Genomic DNA, 19,752 nt, shown 5'->3' with positions numbered 1-19,752 from the left:
GCCCGCTCTTTGAGCCGGGCGCTTTTTTACGGAATAAGTCGGGCGACCTGGCGGTCATGCTATCTTGCGCACCGGCTTCCTTTTGGCTTTGGGCGTATAGGACACTACGCTGAGCGCGAAGGCTGTCATTTTTGCTGCAATCTGATCGGCGGAAAGGCGCCCGTCAGGTCTGTACCAGCGATGAATCCACCGCACCATGCCGCTGATCGCTAAAGAGGCGAGCATCGGATCTTCCGCCTCGAACACGCCCGACTTGATGCCATCCTCGATCAACTGCGCTAGCCGCTTGTCGAATTCATGGTGCCTCATGCGCAATCTTTTCTGAGATTCTTCGGACAGATTCTTTTCCTCATTGAGGAAAATGGCGGTGATGTCGGTCCGTTGGATATTTTCAATCACATAATATTCGACAAAGGCTTTCAGCCGATCTTCGGGGGGGGCTTCGCTTGAAAAAGCGGCGTTTGCGCCTGTCAGGAGGTTCTCGGCCGCCCGCTCGAAGATTTCCTCCAGCAGTGCATCCTTGTTCTTGAAATAGGTATAAATGAAGGGCTTGGTGACTTTCAACTGTTTGGCGATCTTGTCGATGCTGACGCCCTGAAAGCCGAATTCGGCAAAAAGCGGGACGGCTTCGTCCAGAATGCGTGCGCGCTTGAATTCCCAGACTTCATCTTTCATTACCATGTGAAACCCCCCGTCCATTCAGCCATCCGAATTGTCGTGGCATTAGCCTTGAGCGTAGGAATTTGTCCATAGCTAAGGTAGTTATATATACCGAGACGTCTGAAAATCCACCCTAGGATGATTGATTTGTTGACCGGACTGATCATTTCTAACTCGTTGATCAAAAACCTGTCGTCACTTTTTCGGTCATTTCGGTCAGATTTCGCCCTCATTTCGGAATGCTCATTTCATGAACTCTGCCGGAGAAGACGGTAGATAAGGAAATCTATCGGTATTTACAAATACCAAAAGGTAGTGCATCATCGGTACCTAAATTGGGAACTCCGCCGAACGATGGCGTCACTGAGTCCTCCTGGAACGGGAGAGCAAGATGGAAAAGATGGAAGACAAATTCGGCGGCATGGCCTGCGCCGCTCCAGTCGATACAATGCTCGTCAACGACAATGACGCTGGCGGGGCAGGGGTAACGGAGGAGCCGTCGGGCGCGCCGCTCTCCAGCATTGAGGAGATATTGGACGATGCGGCCAACGGCCGCATGTTCATCCTAGTCGATGATGAGGAACGTGAGAATGAGGGCGACCTCATCCTTCCGGGGCAGATGGTCACGCCGGATGCCGTGAATTTCATGGCCATACATGGGCGCGGTCTGATTTGCCTCGCGCTCAGCGCGGAGCGTTGCGACCAGATTGGGTTGCAACCGATGGCACTGCAAAATGGTACCCCGCTCGGAACCGCCTTCACCGTATCGATCGAAGCGCGCGATGGCGTGGATACGGGCATTTCCGCGATTGATCGCGCCCGCACCATTTCCGTTGCGATCAATTGCACCAGTGCGGAGTCGCTGGTCAGTCCCGGGCACGTCTTCCCTCTGCGAGCCCGTCGGGGCGGCGTGCTGGTGCGGGCCGGTCACACCGAAGCCGCTGTCGATATTGCGCGCCTTGCCGGGCTGAACCCGTCGGGCATGATCTGCGAGATCATGAGCCCGGATGGCACGATGGCGCGCCTGCCGGAACTGAAACGCTTTGCAAAGGAGCATGGTCTCAAAATCGGCACCATCCGCGATCTGATCGCCTATCGTTGCCGCCATGATCATATGATCGAGAAATGCGGCGTGGCCCTGTTGTCGAGCAAATGGGGTGGCCAGTGGGAAGCGCAGGGATTTGCCAACAAGGTCACGGGCGCAACCGCCGTTGCCATGGTGATGGGCAAGCTCGACGGCACGAAGCCGACGCTGGTCAGGATGCACGCTCTGGATGTCATTGCCGATGCCTTCGGGTCGGAGGACCGGCGCAATGGCAAGCAGTTGAAACGGTCGATCGAGATCGTCGCGCGGGAAGGTGCGGGAGTCATCGTCCTCATCGGACAATCTTCATCGGATGCGGTGACGGCCTTGATCGATGCTTATGCCGGACGTCCCAATCCGGCCGGAATGGCAGAATTACGCGACTATGGTTTCGGGGCGCAGGTCTTAAGTGAACTTGGTGTGCGTGAAATGGAATTGCTGACTAATTCGGCACAAACTCCTGTCGCACTGGAAGGTTATGGCCTGTCAATTGTAGGTAAGCGACCGCTGGACTGATGATACAAACAGCATCGGAGGCCGGCACTTCCTCCTGGATCGGCGAGGAGAAGGCCCGCCGGCTGTCTGGAGGCAGCGTTTGAGGCCCTTTTCGACGCCTATCGGACGGTCGACCGAGGTGAACAATGCGTCTCTCTTTGAGCGACCATGTCCACGCAGAAATCCGATCTCGCTTAGCGGAAGGAGATGGTCGACACCCATGTCACAGCGCTGGGTTTGCGCTCGGACCTTCACGCCACAGCGTCAGGATGACCTAAATGTTGAAGGGCATAGGCGGAACTGGTTTCACCCTAGCTCGTACCGTTGCGACCGGACGGCGCATAATGTCCTTTATGGTGGAGCGAAGCCCATGACCGCTGAAGATGTTGGCGCCAGTATCCTGTGAGGCCACATTGCCGCCGCATCTCGCTATCATCAGAATGAAAATGATGGCCGATAATTAGAAGCTTGCGGGTTTTGATTTCGCTCGGGACGAACAGGTGATGTTGACGAAAAGGGCCGCGGAAAGTTTTCGACTTGACTCGATAAGCGGGCGGTCATACCCAATGATACCATCAGGTATATATAAATACCATAAAGAACCACCCCCCCCCTTCAGGGCTGGTTATCGCATCTCATCTCGTTTTACAGGAATTGGCTCTATGGATGGAAAAATTGGCCCGGCCGCAACGCAGCATCTGATTGGCGCAGAGTGGCAGGATGGACAAGGCCCCAACGCAATCGCAGTTTACGATCCCGCTACCGGACGTCAGATCGCGGAGATGAAGGAAGCGTCGTTGGCGCAGGGCGACGCCGCGGTGGCCGCTGCCGTTGCTGCCTTCCCGGCCTGGTCCGCGCTATCGATTAGCCGCCGGGCTGAAATCGTCCTGAAGATGCGCGCTCTGGTCGACGCGAATCTGGAGGAACTGGCTACGCTGCTCAGTCTCGACAATGGCAAGACTATGATGGAGGCACGGGGCGAAATCGCCCGCGCCGCCGAAGCGATTTCCGGAGCGGCAGGGGCGCCGATCGCTTATCATAGCCAGTCGGGCAATGTGGCGCCCAATCTGGATGCGCGCCGCGTGCGTATTCCGCTCGGTGTGTGTGTTGCGGTGACGCCCTTCAACTTTCCAGTGATGAACCCGTCGATGTTCGCGGCCTGGGCAATTGTGTGCGGTAATACGCTGGTGCTGAAGCCTTCGGAGCAGACGCCGCTGGTCACCAACCGGCTGTTTGAGCTTTTCCGGGAGGCGGGCGTTCCGGACGGCGTGCTCAATATCGTGCATGGCAGTGTCGAACTGGGTGAGCAACTGGTGTCCCATCCTAACGTCAAGGCAGTGTCCTGCATCACCTCGACCCCGGTGGCGCAAGCAATATACGCCAACGGCACAGCCCACGGCAAACGCGTGCAGGCCAATGGTGGGGGCAAAAATCCCTACGTCGTGCTGGCCGACGCCGATCTCGACCGCGCGGCGGAGGGGATTGCCGATGCAGCCTTCGGCATGGCGGGGCAGCGCTGCCTCGCCGCAAGCCGCTGCATCGTGGTCGGGGAAGTCTATGACCGCTTCCTCGAAAAGCTGGTAGCGAAGTCGCATAGCTATGTTCTGGGCAGTGGCCGCAACCCGGATGCGACCATGGGGCCGCTGGTGTCGGCGGCGGCCAAGGCGCGGATCGAAAATGCGATCGCCCGCGCAGCGGAAAGTGGCGCGACGATAGCGCTGGATGGCCGCAGCCATGAAGTGCAGGGCGGCGAGGAAACCGCTGACGGTTATTTTGTTGGCCCGACCATCATCACCGGCCTCAGCCCCAAGGACCCGATCGATTGTCAGGAAGTGTTCGCACCCTTTCTGGTGGTGCACAAAGTCGCTTCCTTAGATGAAGCAGTCGCAATCGCCAATGACACCGAATTTGGCAATGCGGCGGCGATTTATACGACGAACGGGTCGAGCGCTCGCGCGTTCGAGATAGCGGTCAATGCCGGGAATATCGGCGTGAATACCTTCCCCGCTCCGCCGATGAATTTTCAGATGGGTGGCATGGGAACGTCCTTTTTCGGTGACGTCCATGTGCTAGGTGACGGCTATCTGCTCTTCTATACAGATCATAAAGTCGTCGTTAGCCGCTGGTAAGGAGGAGGCCGAGCGCGGCAGGCACTCTGCCTCCGCGCTCAGTATCGCTATAGTTCGAGGCTAAATGCTTCCGGGAAAAGGCACCAGTTTTTTCAGCGTCATGCCCACGGATTTGGGCTTGTCGTAAAGGTTGTAGTGCAACCAGTCCGGCAGGGAATCGGCTGTCGATTTATCGAATCGGTGGCGCGATCGCAGATTTCCATGCCGTGCTGACATGCGCCTAACGCGCGCATTTTCTGACTGATCACCACAGCGACCGGCCGCGTCGCAAGGGATCCCGAAATCCGTAACAACGTCATTACCCTGATCGTTGCCACCGACGGGGTGAAACCCAAGGACAGCAAGACCTACATGAACGCGGCCACAGGAGTGGCAGCTTTATTGAGGCCCACGCCGATAAGCCGACATGCTGGAATCGGCCAATCCCGGGTGCCCAAGATCGAAAAGCTGTCCTTCCGCACCTGGCAATCAAAAATTGGGCGCTGAGCGGCCGGGAAGGTGAAGGGTTTCGGGCGCTTGCGTACGAAAGCCTCCCATGCAGGAACCCGCGATTCCAGCAGGTTACCGTATGGGGATTTGTGCTTTCGGTCGGTACGGCTGGACCAGAGATGCGTGGTGGTCGACGCGCGAGGGCGGCGGAACGGCTGGTGTTGGGAAGCGCCAGAGACGTGTTCGCGGCTCTGGCCGTGATGATGCCAGGAGCCGACACCGGCCCAGCCATCGCCGGGCGCATGTCGTTTCGTTGACCACCTTGCGACATGCGGGGCCGTAGCGACAGGCTGATCATGCCGGGTCATGAGACGAGTTCCCGGATCGGCAGGGGCAACTTCGGCGGTGTCCGTGGCTGACCCCAGCGGGCGAAAATTTCGATGATGATCATCCGCCCGCCACAGCACGGACATGGTGGGCAGGTGTCGAGCGGCGTTTCAGATGTCGGCACCTCTGGTTCGGAGGGAACGGCGAGCAACCTGCGGGCGAGTGCGAGATTGTCCTTGCGCGAGGCGCTGGCGAGCAGCCCGTAGTGGCGGATGCGGTGGAAGCCGCGCGGCAGGACATGGAGTAGGAAGGGGCGGATAAACTCGTCGGCGGTGAGGGTCATGATGCGGTGGCGTTCACCGCCATCGCGCCGATAATCTTTGCAGCGGAAGGTGACGCCGTTCTCGTCGAAGGCGACCAAGCGCCGGTTCGAGATAGCGACGCGGTGGGTGTAGCGCGCCAGATAGGCGAGCACCGCCTCCGGTCCGGCAAAGGGCGGCTTGGCATAGACGACCCAGCGCGTCTTTCGCGCCGGCGCCAAGTGCCGCAGAAAGGTTCGACGGTCTGCCACCGGTCATGGATTCGAAGAAGGTGAGCGGCCCTGCGTCGTGGAGGGCGGTCAGCCGGGTGAGGAAGAGGCGGCGGAACAGTTTCCCCAGCACCCGCACCGGCAGGAGGAAGGCCGGACGCGACGAGATCCAGCGGCTTCCGTCGAGCGCGATGCCGCCGCCCGGCACGATCATGTGGACATGGGGATGGTGCGTCATCGCCGATCCCCATGTATGGAGCACGGCGGTGATGCCGATCCGGGCGCCCAGATGCCTGGGGTCGGCGGCGATGGTCAGCATCGTCTCCGAGGCCGCCCGGAACAGCAGGTCGTAGAGCAGCGCCTTGTTCTGCCACGCGATGTCGGCGACCTCGGCGGGCAGCGTGAAGACGACATGGAAGTAACCGACCGGCAGCAGGTCGGCCTCGCGCTCGGCCAGCCAGGTGCGCGCGGCGGCGGCCTGGCACTTGGGACAGTGTCGGTTCCGGCAGCTGTTATAGGCGATCCGCCAGTGCCCGCAGTCCTCGCAGGCCTCGACGTGACCACCCAGCGCCGGGGTGCGACAGGTCTCGATCGCGGACATTACCTTGAGCTGGTGCAGGCTCAGGTGGCCGGCATGTGCCACCCGGCACGCCGGCCCGGCAGAGCAGAAGATGTCGGCGACCTCAAGGTCGGGGCGCACCGGCTCAGCCGGCGGGCGCCTTGCCCTCCATCAGCGCCATCAGTTGGTCGAGCGGGCCCGACACGGCGTGGATCGTCCTAGTCGAGACCTTGGTGTAGAGCGCGGTCGTCTCGAGCTTGCTGTGCCCCAGCAGGACCTGGATGACGTGGATATCGACATCCTGCTCCAGCAAATGGGTGGCCTGTGCCGCAGGGTGTGCGGACTGACGCGTTTGCGGATGCCGGCTACCTCGGCCGCCTCCTGAACCGCGCGGTGCAACTGCCGGGTCGAGATCGGGTCGGTGACAGTCTGGCCCGGGAACAGCCAGCCATGCGGGATCAGGACCCCGCGCTTCCTGCCTTCGCGCCACCACATCCGCAGCAGTTCGAGCAACTGCGGTGAGAGCATGGCGTTGCGATCCTTGCCGCCCTTGCCCTGTTCGATACGGATCAGCATTCGCTTGCTGTCGATATCATTGACCTTGAGGTGAGCGACTTCCGACGCGCGCAGGCCCGCGCCATAAGCCACGCCCAGCGCCGCCTTATACTTGATACCCGGTGCGGCCTGAAGCAACCGCGCGGCCTCCTCGACGCTTAGCACTTCCGGCAGCCGCGGCACAATGCGGGTGATCATTAGCGACCGCGACAGATCCCGCCGCTTGAGCGTGACGGTGTACAGGAAGCGGAGCGCCGACACCGTGCTGTTGATCGTGCTCGGCCTGACGCTACTCTCGTGCTGCATGAGCTGGAAACGGCGCAGGTCTTCTTCCGTCGCTGTGTCGGGAGGGCGGCCGAGGAAGGTGGCCAGGCGCTTCACATGCCGGACATAATCCTTCTGGGTGTGGGGACCCAGGCCCCGCATCATCATCATGTCGTGCTGCATCCGTTGACGCAGCGGGCTGATCGGGGCGGTGTTGATCGAGACGGTCATGACAAGTTCCTCTTCGCTGAAGGAACTTCCAACCTCACCGGGCAACCTCGCCCCGCTAAAGGCCCATATTTACCGCACTACAGCGCCCCACGCGACCCTCCCGCGGAGCGGGTTCGTGCAAGGGGCGACGGCTGACCGGCAGCTTTCACGGCGTCCTAGCATACCCATGCGCAAAAGCGGATCGGCAGCTATTTCTAACCTCTTGCCGATAACCGGACGGTCGGAAATCGGGCATTCCCAACGAGGCCAATAAGCGGCCATCAGATCACAAGTTGCTGTTGAGCGGCCGACTCACGCTTGTAGGATTGGTGCACATTTCGCCGCCCTTTTCGTTTTGCCTGAGCGGGATGAACCTTGACTCTGTCTTCATTCGCTTCCGCCTGTATCAGGCGCGCCCAGCTCGAGCTGGATCATGACAATAGCATCCGGAATTTTCTAAAATGCCAACAACAATGCGCCGGACCAACGGCGACGATCAACTGTGCACTTCTTCAAAAAAGCGGGGGCGCAAGGCACGGCCGATAATCGAACATCCGACCCCAGCTTTTACAGAATGGGTTGATCCACCCACATTTCGCGAGGCGCTCGTCCTGCATCTGCGGCGCTTCTCCGAGAGCTACTATCAGCTTCACCGATCCATCATCCGGCCGGGGGACAAGCTGGATCGCGCTACGCTGCAATCGTGGACAGAGGGCCGCCGCACGCCCCAAAGCGCCGCCAGCTTTGAAATGCTCACACGGATCGAGCAACGCTACGGTTTGCCTCCGGGCTATTTCAAGGCGAAGCTGCCCAATCCGGCTCGGGCGGTTTCGGGATTAAACGTGACAGGCATGCCCAGGGCCGAGCAGCGCCGGCTGGCCTGGCATCTGCCTGACGATTTCAATTCAAGGCCTCTGAAGGAACAGGCAAAGATACTGGACTGGGTTCAGAATGTCGTGATTTCTGGAGCCACCGAATATCGCCGCTTCCAGGCACAGGCGATGAAACTGCGCTATGCCGTCCGCTTCCCCTCTCTGACGGGCAGAAAGATCAGGGCGTCGGCGGTTGATGATGCGGCCGGTCTGGATGAACAGGTTGACCCCGTGGGGGTGGTGGATGCGCCGCCCCGTCTTGTGTCGGAACTGAATGAGCTGATCCGCTTCAAGACCGCTACGCTGACCGACATCGGTTTTCAGCGAATCGGCGTCTGGAACGAGGAAACCACCGCGCAGAAGATCGAGCATTTCGGCCTCATGTTTGGCGCCTTGGCGGCGTCACCCAGCGGCGCGGTGCAGGGTTATGGCGTTCCGCTCGGAAACATATCTTTTGCCATGCTTATTTTTCCCCGTGTCTGGGATTGGTATGTCCAGTGGCGCGAGCGTCGGCGCGGCTTTTTTACCCGTTGGGAATGCGACATGCTGCGAAACGCCATGGCGCTGGTCCGTCCGGAAACAGGATGGTTGCGCCAGCATCCGGAGCTCGCCTCGCGCCTCGTGCCGATAGACGGCCTTGTATCAATAGCGGATATCGAGTCTGCCCATGCCGATTGGCCGGCCGCATGCGACATTCTCCATGCTCATGCAGGAGCGCGCGTGAAGGAAATTGACCGCGTGGCGCGCATTCACCGCGACCCCTTCGAGCCGATCCTGCCCATCCTCGAAGCCCCAAGTCCGGTCGCCGAATATCTGAAGATCGCCGACGAGATCCTGAAGCTGCGCCCGGACCCGCGTCGCTATCCGCGTGCGGCGGCAGAGACAGCCCGTTCCTGGCTGCTGATACGTCTGGGTCTTCACCTTGGCCTGCGGCAGAAAAACCTTCGGCAACTGCTGGTCTGCCCACGTGGTAATCTGCCGCGCTCGGAACGCCAGCTTGAAGCGCTGAAGCGCGGGGAACTCCGCTGGAGCGAGCGCGATCAGGGATGGGAGGTTCTTGTTCCAGCCGTTGCGTTCAAGAACGCGCATTCCTCATTCTTCGCCGGGAAACCGTTTCGGCTTGTGCTGCCTGATCTGGGTGGCCTCTACGATCATATTGCCGCCTATATCGAGCACCATCGCCCGGTTTTGGACGAGAAGCCGTTTCGGGAACTGCGGGCGGAAGATGGTCCGGTCACGGTCGATACGGCCGTAACCGCGCCAGCGGGAACCCCGCAGGACTCGGTCGCGGCAAAGGCCATGGCGGACACGATGGCGTTCACCAACAGACTGATCATAAGCGCCACTGCCACCAGCACCTTTGCACAGGGTGACCGGGCAAAGGAGATGCTCGCGGAACTGCTGGCCGGCCATGGCCTGCTGTTCCGGGCGAAGGCTGCCGCACCCGAGACTGGCCTGCCGGGCACGGGCATGTATCGCGTGGGCCAGTTCACCAACGAGGGGCTGAGGCCGGTACCGCTCGACGAATCACTGACGGGCGCCCTTGCCGATTGCGGCATATAGGCGAAGCGGCCGCGCCCTCACGGACGCGGCCGCGTCTTTCAGTAGCGCCCCCGCTCACTCTCGGGAAGATTTGCATCAAGCGCTGCAAGTCCCTCCGGGTCTTCGCCGCGGAACTTGGCCTGCTGCATTTCGGCCCACTGCTTGCGCAGTTCAGGCGGCACTCTGGTGACCTTGAGAACACCAGAGCGACCCTGTGGCTTGTCGAGTCCGAGCTCCCTTTCCAACTCGATGATGGCCTTGATCGCCCGCATGTCGCCCTTCATCGCCTTGTTCATCAGCGTGCGGACCACCACCTCCATCGGCGTGTACTTCCTGCCATTCAGCGTGACCGGCTCTTCAAGAACTTCCTTCAGAACGGGCTTCAGCGACGTCTCGGGCTTCGGCTTCTTCTTCTTTCCCTTCGGGTTACCCGACTGGCCGGGCTTGAACCGGGTCGCGACCGGCGGCTTGCCATAGCCCACCTCATAGTCATCGTCTGGCATTTCGGATAAACTCCTCCAGTTCCCTGCATCGATCGCAGTGATGGGGCGATAGGTTCATGATGCAGGGAATGTCTGTCATGGAATTGCACCGGGCAATTGCGTGAGGGCAGCGCAGACGGACACCAGCGCTGCCCTCTGATCCTCAGATGTCGATCTCGTTCACGGCCTTTTCTATGGCTGCGAAAGTGAGATCGCTGCCGCAGAGGATAGCGTTCTGGCCTGTTGCCTTCTGCCAGCGACGCACCGCGACATCGACATAATGCGGATCCATCTCCACCGCGCGTGCAATGCGCCCGGTCTGCTCGGCCGCCATGATCGTGGTACCAGATCCCGAAAAGGCATCGAGGATGATGCCACCACTGCGCGAGCAGTCCAGCATCGCATCGGCTACCATCTTCACAGGCTTGACCGTCGGATGCATGGCAAGCTCCTCGTCGCGGTCGGCCTTCAGTGAATTCACACCCGCATAGTCCCAGACATTGGTGCGATAGCGGCCATGCTGCCCGAGCGCGAAATTGTTGATGTGCGCGGCAGCCCCCTTTCTGAACACGAAAATCAGCTCATGCTTCGAGCGATAAAAGGTGCCCATGCCCCCATTGTCCTTGTTCCAGACAATGAGATTGCGAAGGCTGTCATAGACCCGCTCACCAGCCTCGAGCATCTCGCCCATGTGACGCCAGTCCATGCACTGATAGTGGATCGAGCCGTCCACGCTGTACGCGGCGAGATTGTCCATTACCTTCGCAAGAAAGTCGGTGAACTCCGCGCGGCTCATCTCGCCCGCACCCATGACGAACTCGTCATGCTGGACCTTGCCAAGCCCGCAGATGTGACCGTTCACCGGCACATTATAGGGTGCGTCGGTGAAGATCATCTGCGCGATCTCATCGCCCATCAGCTTTTCGAAGACCTCCGGCTTTGTCGAGTCGCCGCAGATAATCCGGTGCGATCCAAGCTGCCACATATCCCCCAGGCGCGTGACAGCCGGCGCCTTTCGCTCGGGCTCGTCAACGGCGTCTTCCGTTACCTCCTTCGGATTCGCCTCGTTCAGCAGCGCCTCTATTTCCGCCACCTCAAAGCCGATGACGTCAAAGTCGAAGTCCGGCACAAGCGCCGACAGATCGCCCAGCTCCAGGCCCAGCAGCTCGCGGTCCCAGCCGGCGAGCTCCGCCAGCCTGTTGTCGGCAATGACATAGGCCTTGCGGTCGGCCTCGCTCATTCCTTCCAGAAGCAGAACCGGGACACGGGTCATGCCCAAGCTCTTCGCCGCCTCGACGCGGCCGTGGCCGGCGATGATCCGATCCTCCTCGTCAATCAGGATCGGGTTGGTGAAGCCAAACTTCCTGATGCTCCTGGCGATCTGGCCGATCTGCTTCTTCGAGTGGGTACGCGCGTTGCGCGCGTGCGGCTTCAGAAGCGTGATGTCACGCTCCACCAGGTCCCCCCGGGAGAGGGGACCGCGCTGTGATTCCATGAAAACCTCCTTCGTTGCGGGAGGCAGTCGGTTGTCACAGCGAGGCACCCAACTTCGATCACGGAAATCTACAGAAGATTCAGTGAGCAAAGCTTGTTCTGTAGCGTACGGCCGCCTGCAAGCCTGAGCCGCCGCGCGACATCCTCATACGCCTGCTCTCTGGGAGAAGGAGTGCCGCCGGTGCGCACAAAGGAGGGATCTGCACGCTCCTCGATGATATCCATGGCACGAAATTCCACTGCAGCCTGAATGCACTGCCAGTCCCAACGCGTGCGACCGTCCTTCGGGCCTGGCTTCGCCTTCAGCCTGCCTTCAAGCGCATTGAGGAGCAGATGGTGCAGTGCGCCGTCCCAGCAGACTCCAGGGTTCAATCTGAAAACCCCGATTACTTCGTGACGGTAAACCGGCTCGCCCCGCGCCAGCTTGGCCAGCAGATCGCCGGTGGTTTCCAGGCTGATATAGTCATCCATTTTGACTTCTCCTTCCATGAGGGAAGCCCCATAAACATGCCGCCCATCATCGAAGCGACCAACACTTCATCGGTGCCGCATTTTTTTCTGAGGTTCCGCTGTGCCCGATTCGCTGCTTTCCGAGTGAAATTCGCTGTAACCGCGGAGAGAATTCCCTGTAAGCTATAGCAGGGAAATTCAGCTCCTGAATGGCGGTTTTCTGCCATTTTCTTCGTCTCACGGTTGCCATTTGCGAGGCGAAAATGCGATTCAGGGCGATATCAGGGAAATGCAGGGAAGAGACCGGTTCGCTTGGGACTGCGTCGCGCACCATCGCCTTGGCCTTATGGGCCGAGTTTTCCCTACCAGAAGCGCTTTGAGATGGGTCCGTCGTGGGTTCCCTGTGGGAGGCAATTTGGGCTTATGATTCGGCCGGATCAAAGGAACGGGCGTTAATTCGAACCACCCCGACACTGCGCGAGCAATTCGTTTGTGGATCAAAAAAGCAATGCGAACCCGCCGATGACCATACCTGCGATGGCTGCAAAACTTACCACCAGATCGACCATGCCAGAACCCATGAGATGACCGAAGCCCCGATAGGTCTCAACACCATATTGGTTTGTGCGGGCGAAACTCCGCTTGTTTCGCCATACAATGGCCGCGATTGACAGGCCTATCAACAGCAGTGGCTTGAAATTGCCGCCCATCGGATGGAACAGCGCCGGTGGGATCAAGAAGACGTAGAAAAGTACGACAATAGCCGCCCCTATGCCGAACATCGGTGTGGTCCAACGAGCGGAACTAGGGTTTTGGGCAGTCGCTGTCGCTACAGGATGGCTTGCCACCGTCTGACTTGTCGGCCCGATTGGATAGACGTCGATCGCACGACCCTCAACTATCTCGAAATCGACGCGTTCGCTCGCCAAGGGGGCAAGGGAGCCGCGCCAATCTGCAGGGTGAAAGCGATAGCGGGTGCCGTCCTCGCCGGAGATTGCACCACCGTGAGCATCGCTGAAGCCGAGGATTTCACCCTTCATGCTATACCCCGCTTAATCTCTTCAGTCCCTCGTCAGCTCCAGAGCAGCGCATTTCCCGCGTTAGACGAGCAACTGGAATGGCGCGCGACTTGCTCCTAGTTCCATTGTCTTGCGCAGGGTAAGTAATTTGCTGATTTGTACAAGCGGGAAAAAGGTATTATCCCTAGGGCGTTAAGCAGCGGCATACGTCAAGCGAGCCAGTACCATTTTTGCCTATAAGTCCGCAAGATTGAAGGAACGGCCGTTAATTCAAGCCGCAGCATTTCTTGTATTTTTTGCCTGATCCGCAAGGGCAGGGATCATTCCGACCTACCTTTCCGCCTTTCGCAGTCATCGGCGGATTCTGATCATTCTCCAGCCGCCACTCGTGAAGCATCTGAACCCAAATGGGGATCAGGTCTGGTGCTTCGCGGTCCCAGCGGTCCTCTTCTTCCTCGGGCAGCTCATGTCGGCCATCTGCGAAGGCTGCAAGTTCGGTGATCCCGGCGATCGCCGCTTTTGGCCCTACATCATCGCTTGCGCGTATGCGGTTCCACCCTCGAGGGGCGAGTTTCATGGCCTTTGAGAAACCCTCAATCCAAAGCTCCCAGAGCGTTTCATTGCTTCTGGTGTCGACTTCCAGGATCGAGGCAAAGCCGGCCGGCTCGTCAAGCCCAATGAGAATTTCATTATGATGCCGCATCACGAGGTCGAAAAAGCGCTGCAATTCCTCGGGCGCATCGAATTTGGGCGTATCTGGACCCCACACCTGCTTCATCCAGGCTGAAGGTGGCACCATGTCGGGGCTGACGATGATGCCGGTGAGAAAACCGTCTAACTCCGACAGCAACATGCCTTCATCAAACTGGTTGATCAGCAGGTCGTCGAGTTCGTCCAAGTAATCGCTCATGGAGGCGACCATAGCTCGAGGTGAGGGCGTGGTCGTCTTCCTCCGCTTTGCCTCACGCAAAATCCGCCATCTTATATGAACAGGCGGACACAAACGCCTATTGCGAAGCTGTTCTAATCCCGCCAGAAAAGCTCCGCCTTTCGTGAAAGCCGGAGGGTGGGGCGTCGAAACCCCCGATGAATGAACTCGGGCGCATATTTGGAGGCCGAGTAGCATGCGCGCATGTCCAGTCGGTTCGCCGATAAAGGCGCATGCGCCTGCTCTAGTGGCTATGTTTCGTGATCTGACATTGGTTGACGGCCTTCGCTTGAAATGCGCATATATGTGCGCATTAATCTGAGGAGGCTCTAATGGGCAGGCACAAGTATGATTTGGCGACGCAGGCTCGCAAGCCGACCAACGTGTCGCTGGACATAGCGCTTGTGGCTGAAGCAAAGCGGCTGGGCATCAATATTTCCCGCGCCTGTGAGGTTGGATTGGCTGAGCAGATTGCGATGGAGCGGGGTCGCCTCTGGAAGGAGGAGAATGCCGCCGCGTTAGAAAGCTCGAACAGCTATGTTGAACAGCATGGTCTGCCCTTGAGTCAGCATCGTCGGTTCTAATGGCGAAGTTTGATGTGTATCGATTGAAGCAGGGCGGTTCGTATGTGCTCGATTGTCAGGCAGACCTTCTGAGCGATCTCAACACCCATTTTGTGGTCCCACTGTTGCCGATCAGCGAGGCTCCGAAACCCGCTATGCGGTTGAACCCGATTTTGGCTGTGGAAAGCGAAAGGTTGGTAATGGTGACGCAGTTTGCAGCGAGCGTCCCGACCCGTGAACTGGGGAATGCCGTCCAATCCCTCGCTTCTGAACAGGACGTTATTAGTGCTGCGCTGGACATGCTGACTATCGGATTTTGAAAGGGCAATCGGGTCGATTATTGGGGTGGTCCGCAGGTATAGCGCAGGTCGCATTCGGACTTCGCGTCCTATCAAAATGCTTTCAATGGGAAGCGGCCCAAACGGGATTTCCGCTGCGTTTGGGTAGGCCGTGGGAGAAGGTGAAGTTGCCGCCTGCTTTGATCGCAAAATTGGCAGAAAAGCTGGCCTCTCGCCCAATCACTGAGTCGCCTTCGTAATGATGCCCCAAGGCTGTCATTCTGAAGAAGGCTGTGATCGTTGCTCAGCAGCCATTCCACAATCGTAAGTTTCGACCAGAGAAACGAACGAGTGAATGGCAATAGCTTCCAGCGTCGACATGATCGGCTCGAATGGTTTCTCGTAGCCGCCAAAAGGCGTCAGTCCTTCCATCGACGCAGAGATGAATAGAGCGATTGCCTTGCGGTCCTCAAAAGACAGATCTGGCCGCATCTCGCCTATTATTTCGGCCAGCGGCGCGCGGGCGCGTTCGTACAATTCCTGCACACGGCCCAGCACGAAACTATCGTGATTGGACAGCGCCCAAAGTTCTGGAAAAAGGTGCGTCGTTTTCTTGCTGCGAATATCCTCCAGGATTAACCGGCAGATGCGCTGCAGCCGTTCGGCGGGCGGCCCCGGCAAATGGATGATTTGGTCGAACTCCACCTCATAGCCACGGATCACCGCTTCCAGCAGTTCGCGGACCAGATCATCGCGGCTGCGATAATGATAGGTGAGGTTGCCGAACTTGATGCCGCAGTCGGTCGCGACTCGGCGCATGCTCATGGCGCGATAGCCCTCCTCAATCAGGATATTGAGGGCGGTATGGAGGATAAGCTCGCGCGTCTCGTGCCCCTTAGAATAGCCGCCATCCCGTTCCGCCATGATCAGGGCGGCGGTCCGGCCTTCCGCTTCATCCATCTGAATATCCGTTATTTTCCGTTCAATCAGGTGAACTATAGAGGTTCGTATAAATATGTCGAATGACAAATTTAGGTCACTTGACAGAATTGTTGCTGTTTATTCATAATCATCCTCAAGCGGACGAGATCCGCAGCGGGAGATTACAAACATGCGGTCCATTGGTCTGAGCTTGCTGCTTGGCGCGGCAATGCCCTTGTCAGCATCTGCCGACACCACAAAATTTCCTGCGCCCTTGCCCGAAGAAACACTGCCCAGTGTCAAGGAACTGCCTGTTAATTGGCCGAAAAGTTGGGTCTTGATCCATGATCTCAACTTCGCCTCTATCCTCGATGGCAAGCTGGCGCTGGTCGATACTCGCTCGACGGATCGGCCACTTAAGGGCCTGGTGCGCGCGGCCCAATTCGCCAATGAACTGGTAGCGGCGGATCGCGGCGAGATTTACACCGCAGAAACATTCTACAGCCGTCTCACGCGCGGGGAACGAACCGACGCCATAACCATATGGGATATGAAAACGCTTCAACCCAAGGGTGAGATCGTCCTGCCCGGTGGCAAGCGTCAGTTGTCCGTTACCTATCCCAACGTTTTCCAGTTCACCAATGGCGGCAAATGGGCGCTGGTCGCCAATTTTACCCCGGCCCAGTCGATCACTGTCGTCGATCTGGAAGGGCGCAAGGTGCTGGGGGAGATTGATCTGCCCGGCTGCACTCAAATCTATCCCAGCGGCCAGCGCGGCTTCAGCAGCCTGTGCGCCGATGGATCGATCTTCAGCGTGACGCTGGACGAAAAGGGGCAGGCGGCCTCCTCCAGCAGCGTCGCCAGGGTGCAGGATATTGACCGGCAGCCGCTGTTCGGCACACCCGCCATGGTCGGCCGCACCGCCTGGTTCGTCAGCTATTATGGCATGGTCCAGGGCATCGACCTGTCCGGACCTGTTGCCAGGCCGCTTCCGGGCGCCTTCAGCGTCGGCAAGGCGGACGGCGGCGCCCCGCAATGGCGGCCGGGCGGCTGGCAGGTCATCGCCTCGGACGCCAAAGGGCTGCTCTATGTACTGATGAGCCCCAACGGCAAGGAAGGCAGCCACAAGGATGGTGGCACCGAAGTCTGGGTCATCGATCCGGTCAGGAAGATGCGCCTCTCCCGTATCGCGCTCAAGGGGCAGGGGCTGGCCATCGCGGTGACGCGTGAGGATGCGCCGCAACTGATCGTGGCGCGGGCGGACGGCGTGATCGACGTGCATGACGCCGCGACCGGTGCTTTCGTGCGGACCCTGGGCGCAACGGTCGCGGCCAACCCCATCGTCATCACGGTGCCATGATGGCTGCGCTTTCCCTTTTCCTCGCCATGCTGCTGGGCGTGTCGGCGCTGCACAAGGCGATTGATCGCAAGCGCCTCGGGACGGCGGCGGCGCGGCTTGTGGGGGCCACAGCACCGGCTGGACCGCTGCTGCTGATCGCGGGGGGCGTTGCGGAAACGACCGCTTCCCTGTGTCTGCTGATCGGGCCACTGCGGTCGGTCGGCGCCATCATCGCACTGCTGCTCTGGGCACTCTATGCCCTGCTGCTGCTGCGCCGCCGGGGCCAGTCGCTTGATTGCGGTTGCGACCTCGTAGCCCGGGAGCAGCTGGTCGGCTGGGTCCAGATCGCCCGCCCGGCGTTGCTCGCTGGTCTCGCAGCATTTGTGATCCTGTTGCCCCAGGCCCCCTTCACGCTCGATGCGCCCTTCGCCGCCGCCGGCTTCCTGGCGCTCTGGTTCGGTGCGGCCGAGCTTTTTGCCATTCCCCAGCCTGTTTGGAGGAAGAACTGATGCTAACATCCCAGATATTGCTTTGGGCCGCGGTGATTGCCCAAGCGCTGCTGATTGCGGCACTCGCCCGACAGGTCGGCATCCTGCACGAACGGATCGCTCCCGCAGGCGCGCTCACCCTGCATCAGGGCGTGAAGATCGGCGAGACGGCCACGCCGATGGACCTCATCACCATCGACGACGCAAAATTGCGCGTCGGCGGCAAACGCGATGGGCGCAGCCAGTTGCTCTTTTTCGCATCACCCGACTGCCCGGTCTGCAAGTCGCTGCTGCCGGTGCTGCGCTCCGCCGCGCGCGCCGAGGCGGACTGGATCGATGTGGTGATCGCGGGGGATGGCGCTAAACCCGCCTATCGCGCCATGGCGTCCGACCATGGGCTGGTCGGCCTGCCGATCATTCTTTCCGAAGCCCTGGGCCGCGCCTTCGGCGTCGCGAAGCTGCCTTATGCCGTGCTGCTGGATGAAAATGGCAAGGTCGCCTCGCTCGGCCTCATCAACAGCCGTGAGCATCTGGAAAGCCTGTTCGAGGCAAAGGAACGCGGCGTCGCGTCGATCCAGGACTTCCTCGCCCGCCGGAAGGAGGCCTGAACCATGGACGGTTTCGACAAGCTCACCGAACGAATGGCCCGGTCCGTTGCGCGCGGCACGTCCCGCCGCTCCTTGCTGGCCTGGCTTGGAGCGGGGATGACCGGCACGGCCATGCTGCCCGCCTTGCCGGTGGCGCGCGCCGCCACCCACCCCGGTGCCGCCCGGCCTGAGATGACCTCCGGCACGCCGCAGGATCCCGGCAATCCGGCGAGTTGCGATTATTGGCGCTATTGCGCGATCGACGGCTTCCTTTGTTCCTGTTGCGGCGGCACGGTCAACACCTGCCCGCCGGGCACGGAAATGTCGCCTATCACCTGGATCGGCACCTGCACCAACCCGGCGGACGGCCGCGCCTATATCATCAGCTATAATGATTGTTGCGGCGTGTCCTCCTGTGGCCAGTGCCTGTGCAATCGCAATGAAGGCGACCGGCCGCAGGTCCGGCCCCAGTCGAACAACGACTATAATTGGTGTCTGGGAACCGAAAGCAGCATCTACAATTGCTCGGTTGCAGCGATCGTAGGCACAGCCCTGGAGCAGCCGAAATGAAGATCGCCCTGGGACTGGCCTTGCTAATGACAGCAGGGATAGCGCAGGCGGCGCAGGATGGCGCGACCATCTATAATCGCTGCGCTGCCTGCCACACCCGGACCGGCGCTGGCGTACCGGGCGCCTATCCGCCGTTGGGGCGCGATTTCCGTACCCTGGCCGCCAAGCCGGGTGGCCGCCGCTATCTGGCGCTGGCCGTAATCAAGGGACTGAACGGCCCGATCAGCGTCGAGGGCAAGGCCTATCGCGGCATGATGCCGGCGCAGGGCGGGCTGGACGATGCTGGAGTGGCGGCAGTGCTCAACCATGTCGGCGGGTCGATCGCCAGCATCGGTCCCGTTTTCAAGCCCTTCACCGATCAGGAAGTGGCCGGATATCGGGTCGGCGGCAAGGCGCTGAACGCCGCCGATGTCGCGAAGCTCCATGAAGGGGGGGGCGGCAAGTGAAGCTCGTCCTGCTCGCTTTGGCAGGCCTTGTCGCATTATCCGCGACCTTGGCGGCTGGAGCGAGCGAGCGAGCGATGCCGGGCGTCGTCAATCCGCGTCAGGCCCATCAGGACTATATTTTGAAATGCCAGGGTTGCCATAGACCGGACGGGGGCGGCGACGATCGGTCCAATCCGCCGATGCGCGGCATCGTCGCCCGTTTTCTGACGGTGCCGGGCGGGCGGGCGTTCATCGGCCAGGTGCCGGGCGTCGCCACGGTCGATTTGGACGACCGGCGATTGGCGGACCTCGTCAACTGGACACTTTACACTTTCGACGCAGAGCATCTGCCAATCGATTTCAGGCCTTATTCCGCCACGGAAATCGCTGCCTTGCGCCGCAACCCCCTGCGACTGGATCGCGTCGCTACAAGAGAGCGACTGGTGGCAGGGTTCGAACATGCAGGAATGGAACAGGGAAAACCATGATTGGAGTATAATCGATGGGGGAAGTATATTCAGGGTTGGTAGCATGCGGCTGTGCGGCTTTCGCA

General features: G+C 60.0%; 18 protein-coding genes and 2 pseudogenes. 11 read left to right on the top strand and 9 right to left on the bottom strand.

All coding sequences use genetic code 11. From position 1 onward, the window contains the following. Positions 1–54: 54 nt before the first annotated feature. Entirely contained in the window at positions 55–681 is a 627-nt protein-coding gene (locus ACZ51H_RS08495; protein WP_464801543.1) for a TetR/AcrR family transcriptional regulator, read from the bottom strand. Positions 682–1,051: 370 nt separating this feature from the next. On the opposite strand from ACZ51H_RS08495, the gene ribB reads away from it, so the two are divergent. Together ribB and mmsA are read left to right on the top strand one after the other, a co-directional pair. Then, positions 1,052–2,260 carry a 3,4-dihydroxy-2-butanone-4-phosphate synthase gene (gene ribB, locus ACZ51H_RS08490; protein WP_464801542.1) on the top strand — a complete coding sequence of 403 codons (1,209 nt, stop codon included), beginning with the start codon at positions 1,052–1,054 and terminating at the stop codon, positions 2,258–2,260. Between the two features lie 641 nt (positions 2,261–2,901). After that, the gene (gene mmsA, locus ACZ51H_RS08485; protein ID WP_464801541.1) at positions 2,902–4,368 is read left to right on the top strand and encodes a CoA-acylating methylmalonate-semialdehyde dehydrogenase; all 1,467 of its coding nucleotides are present in this window, start codon (positions 2,902–2,904) and stop codon (positions 4,366–4,368) included. Positions 4,369–5,161: 793 nt separating this feature from the next. Here the strand turns inward: mmsA and ACZ51H_RS08480 are convergent. Continuing rightward, a pseudogene (locus ACZ51H_RS08480) lies at positions 5,162–6,353 on the bottom strand (IS91 family transposase). Positions 6,354–6,357: 4 nt separating this feature from the next. Continuing rightward, positions 6,358–7,262 (bottom strand): annotated as a pseudogene (locus ACZ51H_RS08475) (tyrosine-type recombinase/integrase). Between the two features lie 452 nt (positions 7,263–7,714). Here ACZ51H_RS08475 and ACZ51H_RS08470 point away from each other — a divergent pair. After that, positions 7,715–9,676 (top strand): hypothetical protein, encoded by a 1,962-nt coding sequence (locus ACZ51H_RS08470; protein WP_464801540.1) that lies wholly within the window; start codon positions 7,715–7,717, stop codon positions 9,674–9,676. A gap of 38 nt (positions 9,677–9,714) precedes the next feature. Here the strand turns inward: ACZ51H_RS08470 and ACZ51H_RS08465 are convergent, their stop codons facing one another. The 5 genes from ACZ51H_RS08465 to ACZ51H_RS08445 form a co-directional block, all read right to left on the bottom strand. Next, entirely contained in the window at positions 9,715–10,158 is a 444-nt protein-coding gene (locus ACZ51H_RS08465; protein WP_464801539.1) for a DUF5681 domain-containing protein, read from the bottom strand. Between the two features lie 142 nt (positions 10,159–10,300). After that, positions 10,301–11,632 carry a site-specific DNA-methyltransferase gene (locus ACZ51H_RS08460; protein WP_464801538.1) on the bottom strand — a complete coding sequence of 444 codons (1,332 nt, stop codon included), beginning with the start codon at positions 11,630–11,632 and terminating at the stop codon, positions 10,301–10,303. A 68-nt stretch (positions 11,633–11,700) separates the two neighbouring features. Beyond that, a complete protein-coding gene (locus ACZ51H_RS08455) occupies positions 11,701–12,102 on the bottom strand; it encodes a hypothetical protein (RefSeq protein WP_464801537.1) in 402 nt (133 codons plus the stop codon). A 476-nt stretch (positions 12,103–12,578) separates the two neighbouring features. Next, entirely contained in the window at positions 12,579–13,121 is a 543-nt protein-coding gene (locus ACZ51H_RS08450) for a hypothetical protein (RefSeq protein ID WP_464801536.1), read from the bottom strand. 244 nt (positions 13,122–13,365) lie between these two features. Further along, entirely contained in the window at positions 13,366–14,010 is a 645-nt protein-coding gene (locus ACZ51H_RS08445) for a UPF0149 family protein (protein WP_464801535.1), read from the bottom strand. Positions 14,011–14,360: 350 nt separating this feature from the next. Here ACZ51H_RS08445 and ACZ51H_RS08440 point away from each other — a divergent pair, with 350 nt between their 5' ends. Both ACZ51H_RS08440 and ACZ51H_RS08435 read left to right on the top strand, forming a co-directional pair. Continuing rightward, complete coding sequence (locus tag ACZ51H_RS08440) at positions 14,361–14,612, top strand: type II toxin-antitoxin system CcdA family antitoxin (RefSeq protein ID WP_464801534.1); 252 nt, start codon at positions 14,361–14,363, stop codon at positions 14,610–14,612. Continuing rightward, complete coding sequence (locus tag ACZ51H_RS08435) at positions 14,612–14,911, top strand: CcdB family protein (protein ID WP_464801533.1); 300 nt, start codon at positions 14,612–14,614, stop codon at positions 14,909–14,911. The genes ACZ51H_RS08440 and ACZ51H_RS08435 overlap by 1 nt, the downstream gene beginning before the upstream one ends. A 234-nt stretch (positions 14,912–15,145) precedes the next feature. Here the strand turns inward: ACZ51H_RS08435 and ACZ51H_RS08430 are convergent, their stop codons facing one another. Continuing rightward, complete coding sequence (locus ACZ51H_RS08430; RefSeq protein WP_464801532.1) at positions 15,146–15,793, bottom strand: TetR/AcrR family transcriptional regulator; 648 nt, start codon at positions 15,791–15,793, stop codon at positions 15,146–15,148. A 187-nt stretch (positions 15,794–15,980) separates the two neighbouring features. Between ACZ51H_RS08430 and ACZ51H_RS08425 the strand changes: the two genes are divergently transcribed. The 6 genes from ACZ51H_RS08425 to ACZ51H_RS08400 are packed head-to-tail and all read left to right on the top strand — an operon-like array spanning position 15,981 to position 19,687. Next, positions 15,981–17,150 carry an amine dehydrogenase large subunit gene (locus ACZ51H_RS08425; RefSeq protein WP_464801531.1) on the top strand — a complete coding sequence of 390 codons (1,170 nt, stop codon included), beginning with the start codon at positions 15,981–15,983 and terminating at the stop codon, positions 17,148–17,150. Next, complete coding sequence (locus ACZ51H_RS08420) at positions 17,150–17,638, top strand: MauE/DoxX family redox-associated membrane protein (RefSeq protein WP_464801530.1); 489 nt, start codon at positions 17,150–17,152, stop codon at positions 17,636–17,638. The genes ACZ51H_RS08425 and ACZ51H_RS08420 overlap by 1 nt, the downstream gene beginning before the upstream one ends. Beyond that, the gene (locus tag ACZ51H_RS08415) at positions 17,638–18,225 is read left to right on the top strand and encodes a thioredoxin fold domain-containing protein (RefSeq protein WP_464771199.1); all 588 of its coding nucleotides are present in this window, start codon (positions 17,638–17,640) and stop codon (positions 18,223–18,225) included. Before ACZ51H_RS08420 ends, ACZ51H_RS08415 begins: the two co-directional genes overlap by 1 nt. Before the next feature lie 3 nt (positions 18,226–18,228). Beyond that, complete coding sequence (locus ACZ51H_RS08410; RefSeq protein WP_464793663.1) at positions 18,229–18,774, top strand: methylamine dehydrogenase light chain; 546 nt, start codon at positions 18,229–18,231, stop codon at positions 18,772–18,774. Continuing rightward, complete coding sequence (locus ACZ51H_RS08405; protein ID WP_464801529.1) at positions 18,771–19,220, top strand: c-type cytochrome; 450 nt, start codon at positions 18,771–18,773, stop codon at positions 19,218–19,220. The genes ACZ51H_RS08410 and ACZ51H_RS08405 overlap by 4 nt, the downstream gene beginning before the upstream one ends. Further along, the gene (locus ACZ51H_RS08400; protein ID WP_464801528.1) at positions 19,217–19,687 is read left to right on the top strand and encodes a cytochrome C; all 471 of its coding nucleotides are present in this window, start codon (positions 19,217–19,219) and stop codon (positions 19,685–19,687) included. The genes ACZ51H_RS08405 and ACZ51H_RS08400 overlap by 4 nt, the downstream gene beginning before the upstream one ends. Positions 19,688–19,752 lie beyond the last annotated feature (65 nt).

The organism is Sphingobium sp. TomMM15 (assembly GCF_055397045.1).
Note: the sequence above shows the minus strand (reverse complement) of the source record. Positions and strands in the feature narration are given on the sequence as shown.

Coding starts and splice junctions, on each gene's coding strand:
- ribB (WP_464801542.1), top strand. CDS start 1,052: ATGGAAAAGATGGAAGACAAATTCGGCGGCATGGCCTGCGCCGCTCCA.
- ACZ51H_RS08425 (WP_464801531.1), top strand. CDS start 15,981: ATGCGGTCCATTGGTCTGAGCTTGCTGCTTGGCGCGGCAATGCCCTTG.
- ACZ51H_RS08495 (WP_464801543.1), bottom strand. CDS start 681: ATGGTAATGAAAGATGAAGTCTGGGAATTCAAGCGCGCACGCATTCTG.
- ACZ51H_RS08470 (WP_464801540.1), top strand. CDS start 7,715: ATGCGCCGGACCAACGGCGACGATCAACTGTGCACTTCTTCAAAAAAG.
- ACZ51H_RS08460 (WP_464801538.1), bottom strand. CDS start 11,632: ATGGAATCACAGCGCGGTCCCCTCTCCCGGGGGGACCTGGTGGAGCGT.
- ACZ51H_RS08455 (WP_464801537.1), bottom strand. CDS start 12,102: ATGGATGACTATATCAGCCTGGAAACCACCGGCGATCTGCTGGCCAAG.
- ACZ51H_RS08450 (WP_464801536.1), bottom strand. CDS start 13,121: ATGAAGGGTGAAATCCTCGGCTTCAGCGATGCTCACGGTGGTGCAATC.
- ACZ51H_RS08465 (WP_464801539.1), bottom strand. CDS start 10,158: ATGCCAGACGATGACTATGAGGTGGGCTATGGCAAGCCGCCGGTCGCG.
- mmsA (WP_464801541.1), top strand. CDS start 2,902: ATGGATGGAAAAATTGGCCCGGCCGCAACGCAGCATCTGATTGGCGCA.
- ACZ51H_RS08420 (WP_464801530.1), top strand. CDS start 17,150: ATGGCTGCGCTTTCCCTTTTCCTCGCCATGCTGCTGGGCGTGTCGGCG.
- ACZ51H_RS08440 (WP_464801534.1), top strand. CDS start 14,361: ATGGGCAGGCACAAGTATGATTTGGCGACGCAGGCTCGCAAGCCGACC.
- ACZ51H_RS08405 (WP_464801529.1), top strand. CDS start 18,771: ATGAAGATCGCCCTGGGACTGGCCTTGCTAATGACAGCAGGGATAGCG.
- ACZ51H_RS08415 (WP_464771199.1), top strand. CDS start 17,638: ATGCTAACATCCCAGATATTGCTTTGGGCCGCGGTGATTGCCCAAGCG.
- ACZ51H_RS08445 (WP_464801535.1), bottom strand. CDS start 14,010: ATGAGCGATTACTTGGACGAACTCGACGACCTGCTGATCAACCAGTTT.
- ACZ51H_RS08430 (WP_464801532.1), bottom strand. CDS start 15,793: ATGGCGGAACGGGATGGCGGCTATTCTAAGGGGCACGAGACGCGCGAG.
- ACZ51H_RS08410 (WP_464793663.1), top strand. CDS start 18,229: ATGGACGGTTTCGACAAGCTCACCGAACGAATGGCCCGGTCCGTTGCG.
- ACZ51H_RS08435 (WP_464801533.1), top strand. CDS start 14,612: ATGGCGAAGTTTGATGTGTATCGATTGAAGCAGGGCGGTTCGTATGTG.